The 19,668-nt window shown below is 53.9% G+C and carries 19 protein-coding genes; 15 read left to right on the top strand and 4 right to left on the bottom strand.

The window, feature by feature from the left end; all coding sequences use genetic code 11:
* Positions 1–114: 114 nt before the first annotated feature.
* On the bottom strand, positions 115–693 hold the full coding sequence (locus QU597_RS05240; RefSeq protein WP_310831679.1) for a histidine phosphatase family protein: 579 nt from the start codon (positions 691–693) through the stop codon (positions 115–117).
* Positions 694–851: 158 nt separating this feature from the next.
* Here QU597_RS05240 and QU597_RS05235 point away from each other — a divergent pair, with 158 nt between their 5' ends.
* From QU597_RS05235 to QU597_RS05185, 11 genes are all read left to right on the top strand, one after another.
* Positions 852–2,003, top strand: coding sequence for a phosphodiester glycosidase family protein (locus QU597_RS05235; RefSeq protein ID WP_310833236.1), 1,152 nt, complete (start codon positions 852–854; stop codon positions 2,001–2,003).
* Between the two features lie 172 nt (positions 2,004–2,175).
* A complete protein-coding gene (locus QU597_RS05230; protein WP_310831678.1) occupies positions 2,176–3,807 on the top strand; it encodes a spore germination protein in 1,632 nt (543 codons plus the stop codon).
* On the top strand, positions 3,804–4,907 hold the full coding sequence (locus QU597_RS05225; protein WP_310831677.1) for a GerAB/ArcD/ProY family transporter: 1,104 nt from the start codon (positions 3,804–3,806) through the stop codon (positions 4,905–4,907). The genes QU597_RS05230 and QU597_RS05225 overlap by 4 nt, the downstream gene beginning before the upstream one ends.
* Positions 4,904–6,199, top strand: coding sequence for a Ger(x)C family spore germination protein (locus tag QU597_RS05220; protein ID WP_310831676.1), 1,296 nt, complete (start codon positions 4,904–4,906; stop codon positions 6,197–6,199). Before QU597_RS05225 ends, QU597_RS05220 begins: the two co-directional genes overlap by 4 nt.
* Before the next feature lie 255 nt (positions 6,200–6,454).
* Complete coding sequence (locus tag QU597_RS05215) at positions 6,455–7,552, top strand: GerAB/ArcD/ProY family transporter (protein ID WP_310831675.1); 1,098 nt, start codon at positions 6,455–6,457, stop codon at positions 7,550–7,552.
* A 97-nt stretch (positions 7,553–7,649) separates the two neighbouring features.
* A complete protein-coding gene (locus QU597_RS05210; protein ID WP_310831674.1) occupies positions 7,650–8,609 on the top strand; it encodes a helix-turn-helix transcriptional regulator in 960 nt (319 codons plus the stop codon).
* Between the two features lie 91 nt (positions 8,610–8,700).
* A complete protein-coding gene (locus tag QU597_RS05205; RefSeq protein WP_310831673.1) occupies positions 8,701–9,159 on the top strand; it encodes an SRPBCC domain-containing protein in 459 nt (152 codons plus the stop codon).
* A 107-nt stretch (positions 9,160–9,266) separates the two neighbouring features.
* A complete protein-coding gene (locus QU597_RS05200) occupies positions 9,267–9,557 on the top strand; it encodes a hypothetical protein (protein WP_310831672.1) in 291 nt (96 codons plus the stop codon).
* Between the two features lie 235 nt (positions 9,558–9,792).
* Positions 9,793–10,047: a FeoA family protein gene (locus QU597_RS05195; protein WP_054939133.1), complete on the top strand. Its 255-nt coding sequence runs from the start codon at positions 9,793–9,795 to the stop codon at positions 10,045–10,047.
* On the top strand, positions 10,044–10,775 hold the full coding sequence (locus QU597_RS05190; RefSeq protein ID WP_310831671.1) for a FeoB small GTPase domain-containing protein: 732 nt from the start codon (positions 10,044–10,046) through the stop codon (positions 10,773–10,775). The genes QU597_RS05195 and QU597_RS05190 overlap by 4 nt, the downstream gene beginning before the upstream one ends.
* Complete coding sequence (locus QU597_RS05185) at positions 10,753–12,162, top strand: nucleoside recognition domain-containing protein (protein WP_310831670.1); 1,410 nt, start codon at positions 10,753–10,755, stop codon at positions 12,160–12,162. Before QU597_RS05190 ends, QU597_RS05185 begins: the two co-directional genes overlap by 23 nt.
* A gap of 212 nt (positions 12,163–12,374) precedes the next feature.
* Here QU597_RS05185 and QU597_RS05180 read toward each other — a convergent pair whose 3' ends face one another.
* Both QU597_RS05180 and QU597_RS05175 read right to left on the bottom strand, forming a co-directional pair.
* Complete coding sequence (locus QU597_RS05180) at positions 12,375–12,632, bottom strand: hypothetical protein (protein ID WP_310831669.1); 258 nt, start codon at positions 12,630–12,632, stop codon at positions 12,375–12,377.
* Between the two features lie 193 nt (positions 12,633–12,825).
* Positions 12,826–14,241 carry an aminotransferase-like domain-containing protein gene (locus QU597_RS05175; protein ID WP_310831668.1) on the bottom strand — a complete coding sequence of 472 codons (1,416 nt, stop codon included), beginning with the start codon at positions 14,239–14,241 and terminating at the stop codon, positions 12,826–12,828.
* A gap of 177 nt (positions 14,242–14,418) precedes the next feature.
* Here QU597_RS05175 and QU597_RS05170 point away from each other — a divergent pair, with 177 nt between their 5' ends.
* The 4 genes from QU597_RS05170 (at position 14,419) to glpX (ending at position 18,223) form a co-directional block, all read left to right on the top strand.
* Positions 14,419–15,351: a DMT family transporter gene (locus QU597_RS05170; RefSeq protein WP_310831666.1), complete on the top strand. Its 933-nt coding sequence runs from the start codon at positions 14,419–14,421 to the stop codon at positions 15,349–15,351.
* Between the two features lie 371 nt (positions 15,352–15,722).
* The gene (locus QU597_RS05165) at positions 15,723–16,343 is read left to right on the top strand and encodes a helix-turn-helix transcriptional regulator (protein WP_279306783.1); all 621 of its coding nucleotides are present in this window, start codon (positions 15,723–15,725) and stop codon (positions 16,341–16,343) included.
* 18 nt (positions 16,344–16,361) lie between these two features.
* Positions 16,362–17,162 carry a pyruvate, water dikinase regulatory protein gene (locus QU597_RS05160; protein ID WP_236336108.1) on the top strand — a complete coding sequence of 267 codons (801 nt, stop codon included), beginning with the start codon at positions 16,362–16,364 and terminating at the stop codon, positions 17,160–17,162.
* A gap of 65 nt (positions 17,163–17,227) precedes the next feature.
* Entirely contained in the window at positions 17,228–18,223 is a 996-nt protein-coding gene (gene glpX / locus QU597_RS05155; protein ID WP_310831665.1) for a class II fructose-bisphosphatase, read from the top strand.
* Positions 18,224–18,342: 119 nt separating this feature from the next.
* Here glpX and QU597_RS28815 read toward each other — a convergent pair whose 3' ends face one another.
* Positions 18,343–19,521, bottom strand: coding sequence for a YsnF/AvaK domain-containing protein (locus QU597_RS28815; RefSeq protein WP_370656231.1), 1,179 nt, complete (start codon positions 19,519–19,521; stop codon positions 18,343–18,345).
* Positions 19,522–19,668: the final 147 nt, after the last annotated feature.

Below are 19,668 nucleotides of genomic sequence, written 5' to 3'. Positions count from 1 at the left end.
AGCTGTAAAAGCTTGTAAACAGGCAAGTGATCAGTATTATGCTTATTATCGGCAGGTCAGGTCCGTTTCTTCATGGAATGATTTGGAATAGCGCGGCTGGTATAGCTGAGCTGTCTATTTCTCAATATGTTTGATGCAATTGTAGAGCTCACAGGTCCAGGTTTTGCCGGTATACACTAACCGGGTGAGCGAAGTATTCTTCAGGAGCACACTCACATCCAGTTCAGGCACAAGTCCGCTCAGGCTGCTGCGGAGGATTGCACCGTGGCTGACCAACAGCACATGCTTGCCCGGATGCCGCTGCGCGATCTCTTCAATCGCCCGGCTGCCTCTGAGCCGGCCGGATTCATTCTTCTCCAGGCCCAGCTCCAGCGTTCTCCATTCTTTTCCCCAGCGCTCTACACGATCCTGCTCCGTCGTGCCCTCCAGCAAGCCGCCGTTCATCTCCCGGATTCCCGGTACCCATCCTGCAACAGATAGACCAAGTCTAGCCGCGATCACCTCTGCTGTCTGTCTTGCTCTGAGCAGGTCGCTAGAATAAATATAGTCCCATGTCTCCATGCTAAGCCGTTCTGCAAGAGCCGCTGCCTGCTCCAAGCCCTCTTCATCCAGAGGATTATCGGTATGGCCCTGTATTCGGCCTTCTTTATTCCATAGGGTACTGCCGTGCCGGATCAATCCAATTGTTGTCATTATAGCTAACCGCCTTTGTGCAAAATGAAATCGAGTATCAGAAAATTATATACGAAATCTGACGCAGCCGCATGCCAATACACGCATATTTAAGTGTGGCATAGCATTTGACGATATATAGACAATACATAACAAGTCAAAAGGAGATTCTGTTCATGCTGAAGAAAATACTCACCCTTGTCCTCACCCTGTTCCTAATGCTCTACACGCTTCCTTCCCTGCTGCCCGGTGCGGCGGCGGCGGTTGCGCCTAAAAATGCCGTCTATGTGGACAAAGGAAATCATTCGTTTATCCCGCTGCGCTTCTTAAACGGTCTGTTTGACCTCCGTGCAGGCCTTACTGCAGATGCGAAATCCATAGAAATTGCCGGAGACAAAAATACGCTTCTTCTTACCCTTGGCCAAGCTTCAGCTTCCGTCAACGGCAAAGCTGTTCCTATAAGCGATCTGCCCTTCAGCGAGAACGGCACGACCTATGTTCCGCTCTCCCTTGTCAGCACGACACTTGGCATCGGGCTGGAATGGAACAAAGAGCCCGCTTCCGTTACACTCACATTAGGCGGCGCTGAGGCGACCTTGCCGGTACTAAACGGAACGCTCCTAAAGGCGGGCTCCTCTGCCGTAACCAGCGCCACACATACATATAAAGTCGGCTCCAGATCATTCTCTGTGCAGACAGTTACCGTCTCTTTGCTGCACCCTTCCGTCCGGCTGGATGCTGTACTTGCCGGAAATACGGTCGGCAAGACGGAAGCGCTCGGCAGCATTGCCAAACGAAGCGGAGCTGTTGCCGCGATCAACGGAACTTTTTTTGATGCTTATACAGAAGGAGCCTACAAAGCCCCTTATGGCTATATCATCAGCGGCGGCAAAATGCTGAAGAACAGCCCCGGTGACCGCCGGACGGTATTTGCCTATGACCGCAATCTGCTGGCTGAGCTGATTCCCGGCAGTCAATTCAGCGCACGGTTCCAGAGCGGGACCGTTGAAGGGGCACTGCAGGCCGGTCCCCGCCTGCTGGTTAATGGCAGCGTATCGCTGAATGTCGCCGCCGAAGGCTTCAAGGACCCCAAAATATTGACTGGCGGCGGGGCCCGCAGCGCACTCGGCCTTACCCGCGATCACAAGCTGATCCTGCTGACCACCGGCGGGGCTACCATCCCGCAGCTGGCTCAGATTATGAAGCAGGCAGGCGCTTATCAGGCGATGAATCTTGATGGTGGTGCCTCCAGCGGCCTGTATTATAACGGGAAATATTTGACCACTCCGGGACGTCTGATCAGTAATGCACTGGTTGTCAGTACCCGGTAATTAAACATCATAGAAGCTTAACATTCAGAGGGTGTTCTGCGGCTGCATATGGCCTGCGGACACCCTCTTTTTCATGTACGCCAATTTTCATACAGCAGGCAGAATAAGGAATGGACGGCCGGGGGATAATACTCCCACATTATCCAGAATTCAGCGTGAAGGAGGAGAAGCAGTGCCCGTTCATTCCAAGCAAGGCCGTAAGCATACTAAAGACCCTGTTGAAACTGTTATCCCCGCGCCTTGTCCCTTGAGCCCCTCACTCGATGAGACTTTGGAGGAGATCAGTCTAAGGATCGGTACAAGCTCTGATGTAATTATCCGCAGATTCACCAATGAATCGTTAAGCTCGCTCGCTCTGGCTTTTATTTATATTGACGGTCTCGTCAACGCAGATGCCGTTAATCAGACTGTACTTCAGCCTCTGATGGAGCATGTCACACTGAAGAGTGACGCTATCACCGCAGACAAAGCCTATGCTCTGATTAAGGATCAGATGCTGCCCATCGGGGGCGTTCAGGAAGGCAAGACAATCGAGCATATGCTGTCTTTGCTGTTTGAGGGCTATACCCTCATTCTGTTTAACGGGCTTACGATGGCGCTCGCTGCCGACACCTCCGGCTATGAGAAGAGAAGCGTCAATGAACCCACCTCCCAAGGTGTTATCCGCGGTCCGAAGGAAGGATTCACCGAAAGCCTGCGGGTCGGCACTTCCATGCTCAGACGAAGACTCAAAACCTCTGATCTCCGGATAGAAGAGTATAAAATCGGCCAGCGCACCGGGACCGGTGTAGCGCTTGTCTACCTGCAGGGAATTGCCAGCGAAGAGGTACTGGCAGAAATCCGCCGCCGGCTTAATGGCATTATTACTGACAGTATTCTGGAAAGCAATTACATCGAAGAATTCATTCAGGACGGCGGGCTGACCCCCTTCCCTACCATTCAGAATACAGAGCGTCCTGATGCAGTGGCCGGGGGTCTTTTGGAAGGACAGGTCGGGATTATTATTGACGGTACGCCCTTTGCGCTGCTTGCGCCGTCCACCTTCTTTAATTTTTTTCAATCCAGCGAAGATTACTATCAGCGTTACGATATCTCTTCCTTTCTGCGGCTGATCCGGTATGGCGCCTTCTTTGTCTCTATGCTGCTGCCCGCCTTGTATATTGCCGTTACTACCTTTCACCAGGAAATGCTGCCGACCACACTGCTGATCAGTCTGGCCGCCCAGCGCGAAGGGGTGCCGCTGCCGGCGCTGGCAGAAGCGCTGCTCATGGAGCTTACCTTCGATGTGCTGCGTGAAGCCGGAGTGCGGATGCCCCGCACCATTGGTCCGGCAATTTCCATTGTCGGGGCGCTGGTACTGGGACAAGCAGCCGTTTCTGCCGGTCTGGTATCGGCCGCAATGGTCATCGTCGTCTCGTTTACAGCCATCTCCAACTTCGTTATTCCTTCGCTGGCTATCGCCAACTCGATTCGTCTGATCCGGTTTTTACTGATGCTGATTGCCGCTACGCTTGGTCTGTTCGGCATTATGTCCTTTTTGATGGTGCTGCTGATCCATTTGGCAGGACTGTATTCGTTCGGCGTACCTTACCTGTCACCCGTGGCTCCGATGATCCCGCGTTATCTGAAAGATATATTTATCCGTGTTCCGCTCTGGAATATGCCTATGCGGCCTAAGACCGACCTGGGTAAAGAAACGCGCAGACAAGGTCCGGATCAGAAACCGCAGTCGATCGAAGATCAGAAAAAGAAAGCGCAACTGACAGCGCAGCAACAAAAACCGCAAGGAGAGGATCAGGCTTGAACGGAAAAATCGGCACCGCCCAGGCAGCCATGCTCGTCATCAACACGATTCTGCCGACAGCCACCGTTGTCCTCCCCGTCATTATCAGCAACTATGCCGAGCAGGACGCGCCACTCTCGATTCTGTTATCCACCCTGGCCGGACTTATCGTTGCTGCCATCGTCGGAACAGCCATCCGTGTAAGTAACGGCGCTCCCTTTCTCACCTGGGTGGGTGAGAGAAGCTCGCCGGCCGTAGCCACAGTACTGGGTCTTCTTATGCTGCAGTTCTATCTGGATGCAACATCCACGATCTTGCGGGAATTCGTCAATTTCATTAAGGATAATGTGCTGCTGAACACACCGGTGACCGTCCTGGTCATCCTGATCTTGATCATTACGATTTATATGGTCAGACAGGGCATTGAATCCATTGCCAGAGTGAACAGCATTGTAATCCTGCTCTATGTAATCTTCGTGCCGCTGTTCTTGTTCGGATTAGTCCATGAACTGAACGTGCACAAGCTGCTGCCGATGTTTGACCACTCCCTGGCTTCATTGACGCTGGCCAGCATTACACCGACAACCTGGATGTCTGAAGTGGCCGTGCTGCTGTTTCTGGCACCGTATCTCAAGGATCCGCAAAAAGCGCGGATCGCCGGATGGATGGGTCTTCTATTTGTTTCTCTGCTGATGATCTTTTTGCTAGTTATGGCGTTAATGGTGCTCGGACCTGAGTTTATCAAGCTAAACGCCTATGCTGGATTCTCGACTGTCGGAGTGGTTCATATCGGCAATTTTTTCGAGAAGCTGGATATTCTGTTCATCTCCTATTGGGTGTTGTCCATCTATCTCAAATTATCAATCTTCCTGTTTGTAACCGTCGAGTGCTTCAAGCAAACCTTCCGGGTAAGCAGCAGCCGGCCGTTTATCGGGGCCTTGGGCCTGGTCATCGCCTTGGAGTGCCTGTTCACCTGGCAGAACATGGACAAACTGAATCTCTATAACAAGGAAGGCCGATTCTTGACCTTCTTCCTGTTCAATGTGCTCGTACCGCTAGCAGCCATTTTGCTCCACCGGTTCCAGCGCTCCAGAGCCAAAAGAAAGGAGTGTGAAACATGAAGCAGCGGAAGCAGGCCATTCAGCCGGAATCCGATCTGTCATTACCTGCGGGACGGCCCTCGATTGCAGCGAGAAGAACCTCCTGCCTGTTGCTCTGTCTCCCTCTCTTGTCCACCTTGATTACCGGCTGCTGGGATAACCGGGAGCTGAATGAGCTTGGCATCGCCTCAGGTTCGGCCTATGACTGGGAGGATGATCAGTGGAAAGCCACCTACCAGGTGATCAACCCTTCGTCCGGCGCCAGCGGAATGGGCGGCAGCGGAGGCGGCAGCACTACTTCTCCGCCGTTCATCACCTTCACAGTCAAAGGTAAAACGATCATGGAAGCGATCGATAAAACCAACCTCACCAGCACCCGCGAAATGTTTTTTTCTCATTCACGGATTACCGTGCTTGGTGAGACTATGGCCAGACACGGGATTAACCAGATCATTGATATGTTCCTCCGCAGACAGGATGCCCGGGAAACGGTCTATGTGTTTCTTGCTAAAGGAGAAGCTGGAGCTATCCTGGACCAGCTCATGCAGATGACCAAAAATCAGGGAGCCGGTATCCAGCTGATGATTGAGCAGGAATCCAGACTGGTCTCGTATTATCCCGGGGTGCGCCTCTACGAGCTGGCCATGGCTCTGTCCTCCGAATCCGGGAGCGCGGTGCTGCCGGAGATCCGGTTAACCGGGCATAAAATCATGGATGAAACGACCGAAACCGCAGTGACGGACCTGCCCTCACGGCTGGCACTCGGCAAGCTGGGCGTAATCAAAGGTGAGAAGCTGATCGGCTGGCTGACACAAAGGCAGGCCTTCGGCCTGTCTTTTATAACCGACAAAATCAACAAAGCCACCATTGCCTTTCCGTCCCACCCTAAGGCAGGCGACACTCCGGATGCTTCGTTTATTCTCCAAAATTCAAGCACCGACGTACGACCCATTTGGGATAAGGATCATTACGTCATGGACATCCATATCGAGGGCAGCGGAACATTAACAGAGCTGGGCAGCATCATGGATTTGAATGATCGGGCTTCCATTTCAGAGATGGAGGCGTCGATTGAGCAGCATGTGCTTGAGCTTGTCAATAACTCCTGGACCGAGGTACGGAAGCTGGGAGCAGATGTTACCGGCTTCGCGTTAAGAATTCACCGCAGTGACCGCAAGCGCTGGAAACAGATTGAGCAGAATAAAAGCTGGGACAGTGTATTCCGGGACATTGAGATCCGCCCCCATGTCTCGATAAAAATTGAGCGGACAGGCCTCAGCAACAAATCCTTTAAGTCCGTTCAGCAGAAATAGAGGGCTGCGTGATGAAAATAGCCATCACTCTTATCCTGTACATCCTTGCCTTTATATGGGGCTGCAGCAGACTGACAGGAAGAGGAGCAAAACTCCAACGCTTGTGGCTCGGCTGCATCCTTGCCTGGTGTGTCTATGTGAATATTTGCGGCATTACAGAGACGCCGCACATAAACATCGCTACCCTGTACACAGCTATTTTCCAGCCTGCAGGCAGAGTCATCATTGAATGGTTAGGAGGTTGATGATACAGAGATGCATAATAAAGAGCAGGTGTCAGCCCTGCAAATCTCGTTTATGGTCATGCTGTTTGAAATTGGCAGCACACCGCTGTTCCTGCTTGGCGGCAAGGCGAAGCAGGATTCCTGGCTGGCGATGTGCGCCGGTTCAGTGGCCGGCCTGATCCTGCTCCTGCTACTTCTGTGGATCCAGGAGCGCTCGCGGGGACTTGATCTTATCGGCATGCTGAAATTCCACTTCGGAGCCACTGCCGGTTCGGTCGTCGGCTGGATTTACTGCCTTTATTTCGCGTATCAATCGATGCGTAATGTCCGGGATTTAGGCGAACTGACCTCACTGACTCTGCTGCCGACAACTCCGATGTCAATTACGATGCTGGTCTTTATCCTCATTGCGCTTTACGCTATCTGGAAGGGATCCGCGGTGCTCTTCCGGCTGCCAGAAGTACTGCTCCCGATGGTTCTATTCTTCTACGGCCTGCTGGTCCTGCTGCTCGGAATTATGGGCTCCATCGATTTTGGCCGTCTGGCACCTGTCTATGAGGGCGGGCTAAGGCCGATTCTGGATGCGGCACTGCCGGATATCGTCTCTTTTCCCTTCGGCCAAATGCTTGTGTTTCTGATGCTGTGGTCCTTATGGGAGAAACCCGGCGTGCCAGTGAAAAATACAATTTCAGCTTATATTGCCATCAGCCTTTTTCTAATCTTCATGAATGCACTCAATGTCGCCGTCCTCGGACCTACGGTTGCGGGAATCAGCCAATTGCCTTTTCTGAAAACAGTCCGCACCTTATCCAATCTGCAATTTGTGGAACGGCTCGACATTCTGGTAACCATTCAGCTCTTCGTCGGCCTCCTGATCAAAATGATGGTGTTCTATTTCTGTGCGGTTAAAGGTGCAAGCGGGCTGACCGGCAAATCAATGAAATGGTGGGTGTTCCCTGTGGGCGCCGTCATTTACGGGGCTTCCTTTGTGGAGCGGGACTATACCCAGCATATTGCCATCGGCCTTGGACCCAGCCTGAAGATCGACCCTTTGTTTCAGATTGCCGTCCCGCTGCTGCTGGCAGTTTCCATTCTGCTGCGCAGCCGGTTCAAGAGCACTCCCTCTTAAGATATGACCTCCGGGAACGGCCCTTCGTCTTTTGACAGCCTGTAAGCAATTATGGAATAATGGGGAAATTAATGCTACAACAGGAGGCTTCTGCCGGATGTCCAAAGCCGATCATCTGCTGTCTATTCTCTGGATGCTGCAGCAGCGCAAAAGAACCGCCGCCGAGCTGGCAGAAAGTCTTGAACTGAGCGTCCGTTCAGTGTACCGCTATATTGATGCGCTCTGCGCCAGCGGCGTTCCTGTCATCGCGGATGCCGGACCGGGCGGCGGCTTCCGGCTGCCGGAGCATTTCAGCGCCTCTCCGCTCTTCTTCAACGCCGCTGAACGCCGGGCCCTCGTACAGGCTTCCGCCTTTGCAGAGGGCAGCGGATACCCCTATGTCGAGGCCTTAAGCGGAGCCATTGCCAAGCTTAAGCGCTACAGCAATGACGAGCAGCTGTCGCAGATGGAACGCCACGAGCGCGGTGTCGAAATGCTGCATACCCCCTCCATACCCTTGTCCCATCTGCTGGAGGAGCTGGAGGTCTGCACCGCAGACGGGCTGACGGTGCAGATGGAATACCGCAAGGGAAGCGGTGATGTGTTCTCCGTTCGTGCCATTGATCCTTACGGGCTGGTGCTCTGGAAGGGAAGGTGGTACCTGGCCGGCTTCTGCCACCAGCGCCAGGACATCCGCAGCTTCCGCGTGGACCGGATTGCCGGGCTGGAGCGGACAGGAGCCGGCTTCCAGCGTCCGCCAGGATTCTCGGCACGGGAGTTTCTGCTGAGAAGCCTGCTACCCGGCCAGGATCAGGAGACAGCACTGATCCCGGTAGTCATTGCCTCGGGTGAAGAGGTGCTGAATGACCTGTGCAGCCACTGGTTGTTCGGCCATTCGCTGGAGCAGCGGATTCCAGGAGAGGCCCGTTTCCTGCTGGATGAAGCCTCGTTATTCGGCTTCGCGGCTTACTTCCTGCTGCCCTATGGCAAGTCGCTGACCATCCTTGAACCTGCCGCCTTGAAGCAGAAGCTTGCAGCTATAGCTGCCGGTATTTCCGCCCATTATACGGAATCTTAACTCTTTTCTGAATCACTGACCGCAGCTGTCAGTGATTCTTTTGTATATTGGAGCTGTGATTGAGGTATCCAGAACCCAGAGGAGGAAAGTAATGAAAGAACTAAAGTACGAGTTCTATATTGGCGCATCACCAGAACAGGTCTGGGAGTGTCTTATCTCTCCTGACAAAGTGAAGCAAATCTATTATGGCAGCAGCATCCGCTCCAGCTTTGTAGTGGGGGAGCCGCTGGAGTATGTAGGTCCGGGCGCAGACGACAGCGAGACCCTGCATGTGCACGGCACACTGCTGGAATTCACGCCCCGGGAAGCGCTGCGGTTCACGCACAAGGTCGGCCCCTCCTATCTGAAGGGCGGCGTCAATTATGAATCCCGCATCTCCTGGCTGCTGGCACCGGTGGGCGGCTGCACTAAGCTTACACTCATTCACGACGAATGGCATCCGGAGGACCCTTCCTATGGCCCGAGTGACAGCGCCTGGTGGCAGATTCTGAGTAACACGAAGACGCTGGCAGAAACCGGCGGCACCCTTGATTTTGGCAGCTGGGAATAGGTGGTTTATGAATTCAGCCGGAGTTACAGCCTGACCTTGGTTCACCCGCAACCAGGTCCGGAATGGACTGGACCCGAGGTGAAAATACGCTGGAGTCATGCCGGACTATGATCGATTACGCTGGAGTCATGCCGGAACCACACCCGACTATGATCGATTACGCTGGAGTCATGCTGGAACCACACCGGACTAGGATCGATTACGCTGGAGTCATGCTGGAACCACACCAGACTACGATCGATTACGCTGGAGTCATGCTGGAACCGCTCCGGACTACGATCGATTACGCTGGAGTCATGCTGGAAACACACCGGACTACGATCGATTACGCTGGAGTCATGCTGGAAACACACCAGACTACGATCGATTACGCTGGAGTCATGCTGGAACCACGCTAATCTGCCGCAGATTTCATCTGCGACTTGCTTTAAACCCTTGCCTTAGTTGCAGCATTTGCTGCACTTCAGGCAGGGGTTATTTTATTTTTCCCCAGGGAAACTTTTTTGTTGCAGGGACAAAGTTGTTTACGTATACTAATATTGTGGCATGGTACAATAATCTATCATCAGCGCACAACTTATACTTATTCCGTCCATATACAAACTATAAATCCATATGAAAGAAGGAACTGCTATGGCTGGAGCCGGTATCCCATTGTCTGAAGCATCGAACGGCAGTATGCTGCGCATCAGCGGCATTGAAGTTCAGGGCGTGCTGCGAAGACGGCTGCTCGACCTCGGTTTTGTGGTCGGCAATGCCGTTGAGGTGCTGCGGCGCAGTCCGCTTGGAGATCCTATCGCTTTTCGGGTAAGCAATACAACTATTGCCCTGCGGCGGGAAGAAAGCTCGCTGATTTACGGACATTTAATTGGAGGTGAAGAGGCATGAGCCACTATACGGTTGCTTTTGCCGGCAATCCCAATACAGGGAAGAGCACGCTTTTCAACCTGCTGACTGGCCTACGCCAGCACACCGGCAACTGGGCAGGCAAGACCGTCATTACCGCTGAGGGTGAATTCACCCATAACCAGCATGTCTACCGCGCCGTTGATCTTCCGGGTACGTACTCGCTATACTCCAATTCCGCTGATGAAGAGGCCGCGAGGGATTACATTATTTTTGAACAGCCGGATGTGACTCTGGTCGTACTGGATGCCACTTCGCTGGAGCGCAATCTCAACCTTGCCCTGCAGGTGCTTGAAATCACGGGACGGGCGGTGATCTGCATCAACTTGATTGATGAAGCTAAGAAGCTCGGCATTAACATCAATTTAAAAGCAATCTCCAAAAAGCTTGGCGTCCCGGTCGTTGCCATCTCGGCACGCAATGAGATCGGTATCGGGGCGCTATTAGATCAGCTGGAGCGTGTCGCGACCGGCGCTTTCACCGGAAAGCCGCTGCAGATCACTTACAGTGAGGATATTGAACGGGGCATCGCCGAGCTGATCCCTCTGGTAGAGCAAACTGTAGGCCCGCGGTATCCGGCACGCTGGATTGCCCTGCGGCTGCTGGATGGTGACAACAGCCTGCTGACTTCGCTCAAAGCCCATATGAAAGGCAGCAAAAGTTACAGAACGAAGGAGGTAGCCGGCCATGGAGTCACCGCATGTCATTAAGAGTACTGACCCGATGGATTCTCTGTTGTCTGCTGCCAGGAAGCTCGCAGACAAGGGCGCGATCCGCGATGAAATCGTCAGCGGAATCTACGGGGTATCTGCGGGTATCTGCAGCGATGCCGTCACTTACCAGGATAAGAAGAAACTCGGCAGCACCTATAAGCTTGACCGGATCGTCACCTCCAGACTCTGGGGTTTCCCGATCATGCTTGCCGGACTCGGTCTCGTGTTCTGGATTACGATTGCCGGGGCCAACTATCCTTCCAGCTGGCTGGCATCGCTCTTCGGCTGGATCGAAGGTTATCTGACAGCCGGATTTGAAGCGGTGAACGCCCCCTCCTGGCTGCATGGTGTGCTAGTGCTGGGACTCTACCGGGGAACCTCCTGGGTCATCAGCGTGATGCTGCCGCCGATGCTGATTTTCTTCCCGGTCTTTGCGCTGCTGGAGAACTTCGGCTATCTGCCGCGCGTTGCCTTCAATATGGACCGCCTGTTCAAGAAATCCGGCGGCCATGGCAAACAAGCCTTGACGATGTCGATGGGCTTCGGCTGCAACGCCGCCGCCATCCTCTCCACCCGCATCATTGAATCGCCCCGGGAACGGATGCTGGCGATTCTGACCAACAACTTCGTACCGTGCAACGGCCGTTGGCCTACCCTGATTCTGCTGTCCTCCATGTTCATGGTCGGGGCTGCCACAACCGGCGCACTCCGTACCTTCTCCACCGCCCTCGTCCTGATGGGCATTGTGCTGATCGGCATCACCGTCACCTTGACTGTGTCCTGGGTCATGTCCAAAACCGCGCTCCGCGGTGTGCCGACCCACTACACCCTGGAGCTTCCGCCTTACCGCCGGCCGCAGATCTGGAAGACGATTGTGCGCTCCTCCAAAGAGAAATCGCTGAACGTACTGACCCGCGCCATCATTGTCGCCGCTCCTGCCGGGATCATTACCTGGGTACTCGGTAATGTAGTCATCGGCGGAGACAGTGTGCTTAACCATATGGCTGCCTTCTTTGACCCGTTTGCCCAGCTGCTTGGTATGGACGGCTTTATCATCATGGCCTTTATTCTCGGGCTGCCTGCCAATGAGATCGTGCTGCCGATCCTGCTGATGGGGTATATGTCCTCCGGTGCAATGGTTGACGTCGATGGGCTCGGCAGCATCAAGGACATTTTCCTGAGCCATGGCTGGACCTGGCTGACCGCGCTGAATATGATGCTATTCTCCCTGCTCCACTATCCGTGCGGCACAACACTCGTGAATATTTACAAGGAGACCAAGAGCCTGAAATGGGCGGTACTCTCCGCCGTCATCCCGCTTGGCATCGCCATCACCGTAACCTTTGCCGTAGCGCAAATCGTCCGGTTGCTCGGCTGGGTATGAGGATTCAAAGCATGCAAAAGGACCAGCCGGATTACCGGCTGGTCCTATTTAAGGATAAGGGGATGAACGCCATAACGCGTATTTTCTATATTACCTCATTGGCTGCATCAGCTCATTAAACACACCTATATTTACGGAACCTGATCTGTATTTGGATTAACTAATAGAGAGCTCCCGCCTGAGCACCTACGTTAATCCGTTGCCGCTAAAGGTCAGCAGCTTCCCTGTGGACGAAAATGAGCGGGACAAAACGGTTCAGCAGCATATGAGACGGGAACCCCGGTTTCGGCTAATTCAAAGGGATTTATCCCTTTCATTTCGCCCTCCACCCCGGTTTCGGCTAATTCAAAGGGATTTATCCCTCTCATTTTGCCCTCTACCCCGGATTCGGCCAATTCAAAGGGATTTATCCCTTTCATTTCGCCCTCTACCCCGGATTCGGCTAATTCAGAGGGATTTATCCCTTTCATTCAACGCCTCTCCCTGGGCCGCCTGGAGCATGCAATCCGGTCAGTGAAACTTTTGATATCAGCATCCTTATATAATGCAGGATATCATCCCATCCTCATACTCATCTCTATCTCTATCTCTATCTCTATCTCTATCTCTATTTCTATTTCCATCTCCATCCCCATCTTCATCTTCCCATCCCCCGCCCTACACTCACAGCTCACGCGCCAGTTTCATCAGGCGCCTCATCCCTTCCCGCAGCAGCGTTTCACTGGCAAAGGAGTAGCTGAGGCGCAGCCGGGACTTCATCTCTCCCAGCGGATCACACAGCTCACCGGGGACAAAAGAGATCGACTGCTCCATGCTGCGCGCGAACATCGCTGAGGCAGAGACGGACTCCGGCAGCTTCACCCACAGGTTCAGACCGCCTTCCGGTGCGGTCCACTCCCAGCCGCTTGATGCCAGCTCCTCCTCCATAATCTCCTTGTGCACCTGCAGCGCAATCCGCAGCTTACCCAGATGCTGCTGCAGGCGCGGCGAGGTGTAATAATGCAGAAAAATCTTCTGGTTCAGCAGCGGGGAACCGTTGTCGGCCAGGGATTTCGCGGTGATCAGCCGCTCCATGAACGGATGGCGGCAGGCCACCGCACAAATCCGCAGCCCCGGAGCCACATACTTGCTGAAGCTGCTGATATAAATGACCCAGCCCTCGGTATCGTAGGCAAAAAACGGCGCCGGAGGCGCCTCCCCGAAATAAATGTCGCGGAAGGGATCATCCTCCACCAGCAGGCAGCGGTACCGCTCCGCCAGCTCTACCAGCTGTTTGCGCTGCCGCGCCGGAACGGTGTAGCCGGTCGGGTTATGATGGGTCGGATTCATATAGAACATCCGCGGCTTAAATTTACGCATCAGCTCCTCCACCGCCTCCAGATCATAACCCTCAGGTGTAATCTCCACCGGAATCAGCCGGGCACCCGCCCGGCGAAAAATATCCAAAGCCACGCTGTACGTCGGACGCTCCACGAGCACAGGATCCATCGGCCCGAGCACAAGTCCGGCAATCAGGTTGATGGCCTGCTGCGCCCCCGAAGTGATTAACAGCTCCTGCGGCGACAGCTGCAGCCTATAATGCTTAGTGAAATGCTCACTCAGCGTCTCACGCAGCTCGCCATCCCCCTGCACCGAAGAATAAGTTCCCATGACCTTCGGATAGAGATCGAACACTTTTTTGACATAATCGGAGAGAAAGAGGTTCGGCAGCAGACCGGGATCAATCAGCGCCTGGGAGAATTGGTAGGTCACCGGCATCCGCTGGATATCGGACATGGGATTGGTCAGTGAATAAGCCGGCACTGCTGCTCCTTCAATCGTTCGTTCCTCCCGCAGCAAGTTAGCCGGTGACACATAATATCCGGACTTGTCTTTTACATATACCTTGCCGCTGTCAGTCAGCTGCCTGTAGGCCTTGAACACCGTCAGCCGGTGCACCTTCAATTCCTCGGCCAGCCCGCGGATCGACGGCAGCTTGTCATGGGCCTTCCATTCTCCCCGCTCCATCCGGTTCAGCATATATTCATAGACCTGCCGGAAGAGCGGATGGCTCTGGTCCTCTTTTGCCGGTTGCTTCATTAGTTTCCACTCCTCTCTACGATTTCCGTCAGGGCGCCGTAGTTTTATTTCCCCTATTGTACAGCATTCCGGCCTGCATCTGTTCTGTTACTTATCAACTGTTCTGTGCCTGGCCGTTTATGATGAATCAAACGCTTCACCGGACTGCCATATCAACTTAACAAAGGGGAATTACACATGATTATGCTCGCTTATACGCTTGTCTGTCTGATTTTCGGTACTACTTTTCTCGCGATCAAAATCGGGGTAGATGCCGGGGCACCGCCTTTTTTCTCCGCAGGGCTGCGTTTCTTCCTCGCAGGAGCTGTTCTGTTTCTCTGGATGGCCGTCAAAGGCAAAGCAAGCTTCTCCCTGCTGCTCCGCAAAGAAATGATGATCACCGGAGCCGCACTGACCTTTGGCACCTTCTCCGCACTGTACTGGGCTGAGCAATATGTATCCTCGGGGCTTGCTGCGGTGCTGTCGGCTACCGGACCGATGATGATCCTGCTGATGCAGACCGCTTTTCTCCGGCAAAAAGCTCCCTCGTACTCTATGTACGGCTGCATCATCGGCTTCACCGGCGTCCTGCTGCTCGTGCTCCCAAGCCTGGTGGTCGATATCTCTCCCCTGTGGCTTATCGGCTGTGTTGTCGTACTGATCGGGGAATGCTGCTACGCAGCGGGGGCGATTTATTCCAAAAAAGTGACCACGGCCTTCTCCGGGGTCTCGCCGGTTGCACTGAACGCCGCGCAAATGATGTACGGGGGAGCGCTGTTGTTCATCCTCTCTCTGACCACCGAAAATGTGCATCCCGAAGTTCTGCTCTCCTTCAAAACCGCCGGATCGCTGCTCTATCTCACCGTCATCGGCTCCATGGTCGGACATACCCTGTTCTACTGGCTGGTCGCAAGGACCAATCCCGTGTTCCCGTCCACCTGGCTGTATATTTCGCCGCCGATTGCTGTCGGGGTCGGCTTCCTGTTCTATGACGAGGCCGTCACCTGGATTACCCTGCTTGGTGTGTTCACCATCATCGCCGGAACGGTGCTGGTCAATGCAGGCGCGTTGAAACAGTTATTATTCAAAAAAACGTCTTCACCGCCCGTTCTGCCGAAAGACGCCGCTTGATGGTGCTGCACAGAAATAAATCAATAAAGAGTAAAGCCAGTGATCTCGCTGGCTTTTTTTGAAAGATAAGAATGTATAGGTTTTCACACTCTAAACTATCCTTCTCTTTCTCGCAGAAACGGATACCGTCCCTAAAAGGACGGCAAAGCCGTTTCTTCTCGATTAAACCCTACTAAATTTATTTATGACGTACTATATATTGCATTAATGATCATAATTGCGTATTATATACTCAAGTTAGCGGTTATTATTGCCAATAAGACGTCTGAATGAAAGGGGGAATCGGCCACCGGTACTCCTTTTCCTTAGAGGAGCGCCTGATTATATCCGGACAATGGAGGGAACCTGCAATCGAACTGACATCCCGTCAACTGCAAATTATTGATATTGTGAAGAAACGCGCGCCGATCTCCGGCGAGCAAATCGCGGAAAGCCTCAATCTCAGCCGGCCGACCATCCGCAATGACTTGTCCATTCTGGTGATGCTGGAATACATTGATGCCAAGCCGAAGGTCGGCTATTTCCCCGGCCAAAGGTCGGTAAGCCGGCTCGGCAGCAGCTATCTGCTGAAGGAAACCAAGGTCAAGGATATCCAGAGCATCCCGGTGGTGATCCGCGAAACGACCACGATCCAAGATGCCGTTGTTACCCTGTTTCTGCAGGATGTAGGCACGCTGATTATCTGCGACGGGGACGGCAAGCTGGCCGGAGTCGCCTCGCGCAAGGATTTTCTGAAGGTAACACTCGGCAATCCGGGTGCGGTATCCATGCCGGTCAGCATGGTCATGACCCGCCAGACCAAGGTAGTAACGGTATCTCCCGAGGACACGGTGCTCGATGCCGCGCATAAAATGATTTTTCACGAGGTAGACAGTTTGCCGGTGGTCGTGCCCGGCGGCGCGGAAGAAACCGTCCCAAGGCTCGATGTGGTGGGCCGGCTGACCAAAACTTCCATCGTTAAGCTTCTCCTCGATCTCGAAGCCAAAGGATAACGGGAGGAATGGAAGCGCATGGAGCAATCTTCACACTACATCACGATATGCTCAGATTCGATAGGTGATACGGCAGAGGCGGTTGTGCAGGCCGTCATCCACCAATTCCAGAATCAGCGTGTCACAATCAGGAGATACGGCAACGTAAGGCATGAAGAGGAGCTGCGGAAGCTGATGGAAGAAACGGCGCAGCTGCAGGGTTTTGTCGCTTATACACTGGTACAGCCGGAACTTAGGGAGATGATCCGTGAGGAGGCCGTACGCCTTGATCTGCGGATCGTGGATATCATGGGTCCAATGATGCAGGCCTTCATCGACACGTTCGACGATGCGCCCCAGGCCCGGCCCGGACTGCTGCACCAGCTGGACGAAGATTACTTCCGGCGGATCGAAGCGATTGAATTCACCGTCGCCTGCGATGACGGCCGTGATCTGAATGCTATGCTGAAGGCCGACATTGTGCTGCTGGGCATGTCCCGCACTTCGAAGACCCCGCTTAGCATCTTCCTCGCCCACCGGGGTAAGAAGGTCGTCAATTACCCGGTCGTACCGGAGATCGCTCCGCCGCAGCAGCTTCTGAGCCTGCCGCCAAGCCGGATCATCGGTCTGACGATGAAGCCCGAATATATGCTCAAGATCCGCTCGGAGCGCCTGAAGGTGCTGGGCCTGCCGGCAGGCTCCCAATATGCCAGCCTCGAACGGATTACCGAGGAAATGGAGCATGCTGCGGTACTGTTCGCGAAGCTCGGCTGCCCGGTTATTGATATTACTGACAAAGCGATTGAGGAAACCGCCGGCATTATTATGGGCTATCTCTAATCTCTAGCCCGGAAGCAGCGGCATAAAGGTCTTGCACACCAAACTTACATTGGAGGGAAAAATATATGGAACGCGAATTGGCACTGGAGATTGTACGGGTAACTGAACTGGGCGCATTATCCTCAGCCCGCTGGATTGGCCGGGGTGACAAGAATGCGGCGGATGATGCCGCTACAACCGCTATACGTTCCATGTTTGATTCCGTCTCCATTGACGGAACCGTCGTGATCGGCGAAGGCGAAATGGACGAGGCGCCGATGCTCTATATCGGGGAACAGGTCGGGAACAAGAATGGTCCTTTGGTTGACGTGGCGGTTGATCCGCTGGAAGGCACAGAGGTGGTAGCCTGCGGGCTGCATAATGCCCAGTCGGTCATTGCCATTGCCGACCGCGGCAGTCTGCTGCATGCTCCCGACATCTATATGGAGAAGCTGGCCTGCGGACCCGAGCTTGCCGGCAGGCTAAGCCTGGAGGATCCTGCCGAGGTTACGCTGCGCAAAGCAAGCATGATCACCGGCAAAGCACTCTCCGAGCTGACGGTTATGGTACTCGACCGCAAGCGGCATGAAGGGCTGATCCGCACCCTGCGCGGGATGGGAGTACGCATTAAGCTGCTCGGCCACGGCGACGTAGCCGGAGCCATCGCGGCGGCACTGCCGGACAGCGATGTCGATCTGTACATGGGCTCCGGCGGAGCGCCTGAAGGTGTACTGGCCGCCGCTGCACTGAAATGCCTGGGCGGAGAACTGCAGGGAAGACTGCTGCCGGAGGGGCCGTTTGAGATGCAGCGCTGCCTGCTGATGGGTATCGACAACCCGACCCGCGTGCTGTCGATGGAGGATATGGTCGGCACGGGCGACGTGATCTTCGCCGCCACCGGCGTCACCTCCGGTGAGTTCCTCAGCGGCGTCCGCTTCATCGGGAAGGAACGCGCCGAGACGCATTCCGTCATTATGCGGGCGCAGAGCCGGACGATCCGCTATATCCGCAGCATTCATTTCCTGCCCGGCAAGGATATTCCGCAGGGCATGTCTGAGCGGCAGAACGTAGCCTTCATGTAAGCTGACGGTTGGCAACGGCATTAATTCCACAATAAAAGGGTTTCTCCCAAGTCCTGCCGGACCCGGGAGAAACCCTTTTTAGTGATGTTAGCTTAAGGACTCAGCAGCTGCTCACCCGCTTAACGGGTGCGGCTGTGGTCTCTCTGCAGTTCGTCACTGCTGTTGACCTTCACATTACCCGTCTTGTCTATGCGGGCTTCCTCGCGTTTCACGGTATCCTTCACCTGCTCGGTACCCTGAATTTCACGTTTATGAATGTCTACTTCACCGGTAACTACCGTATTCTTGCGGACGTCCACCTGTTCCTCGCTTACAGGAATGCGGATCGTCTCATCAGCTCCAATTGGCGTTGAACTGGAGTCATGATTGACCGAATGGCGCTCAATCACAATTTCCTCATGGGAAACCGGAACATTGATCGTCTTCTGCTCCTCAATGATCTCCTTGCGGACATTAACCTCACCGGTCTGCACCTTGTTTTTGGACACGTCCAGCTGTTCCTCACGCAGGCGCAGCCTGCGGGCTTCCTCATCCTGACGGTCATACTCACTTGAACGTGTGTTGTCCCGCTCCCCGATTCCATCACGTGTGCCGGAGTACACATCTCCTGTCATCCCCGGACGGTTCACATCATCCATAGCTCTTGTTTCAGGAAGATCATGCACAGATGCTGAATTCATCGTATCGAGTCCGGTATCATTCCGTCCTTCGAGCCCCGATCCGTTAAAGGCAGCATCCACGGTGTCTGTTACAGAACCGCGGGCATTCTCTTCTGCCGTTTCAGTCGTTACATTGTTGTCCAAATACCGGTCGGCATTGGCTGAATTATGGTTACGGAACACGGCATACACGTCATTTGAACGGGAGCTGTCCGCATCCACCATAACCAGAATCCGTCCTTCGTCTACATAGTTATCATAGCTCTCAGCTTCATCTTCCGGAATACCAAGTCCGATCAGCCCGCCGACTAATCCCCCGGTGCCGGCTCCAACGGCTGCGCCTGCTAAGGTCGCTGCAATCGGGCCTGCGGCAATGATCGGGCCGATCCCCGGTATCGCCAGGGCCCCAATTCCTGCCAGCAGTCCGGTTACCCCGCCGAGCAGTCCGCCGGTTGCCGCACCCGAGGCCATGCCTTCCGGTGCTTTAGTTCCTGTTTCGTCGCTGATCGCGTCTACATCCCGTTTATCCCTTGCTATTACGGAGATATCTTCTGTAAGAAATCCCCGGCTTTTCAGATCTTCAATAGCCCGTGAAGCCTCATGTTCGTTATGGAATACACCAACAATTTTCTTATTCATACGATTCCCTCCTGATAGCATTTTTTTAATGGGTCTCTCGTTCACATCTCTTACTTAACCAAACGGCTGCCGGCGAAACTGGAAGTATGTTAATTCCAAGCAGACTCCTTATATATATTTTTGAAACAGTTAAAGAGCAAAAAAACG

It is taken from the genome of Paenibacillus pedocola (assembly GCF_031599675.1).
GTDB lineage: Bacteria > Bacillota > Bacilli > Paenibacillales > Paenibacillaceae > Paenibacillus_AQ > Paenibacillus_AQ pedocola.
Note: the sequence above shows the minus strand (reverse complement) of the source record. Positions and strands in the feature narration are given on the sequence as shown.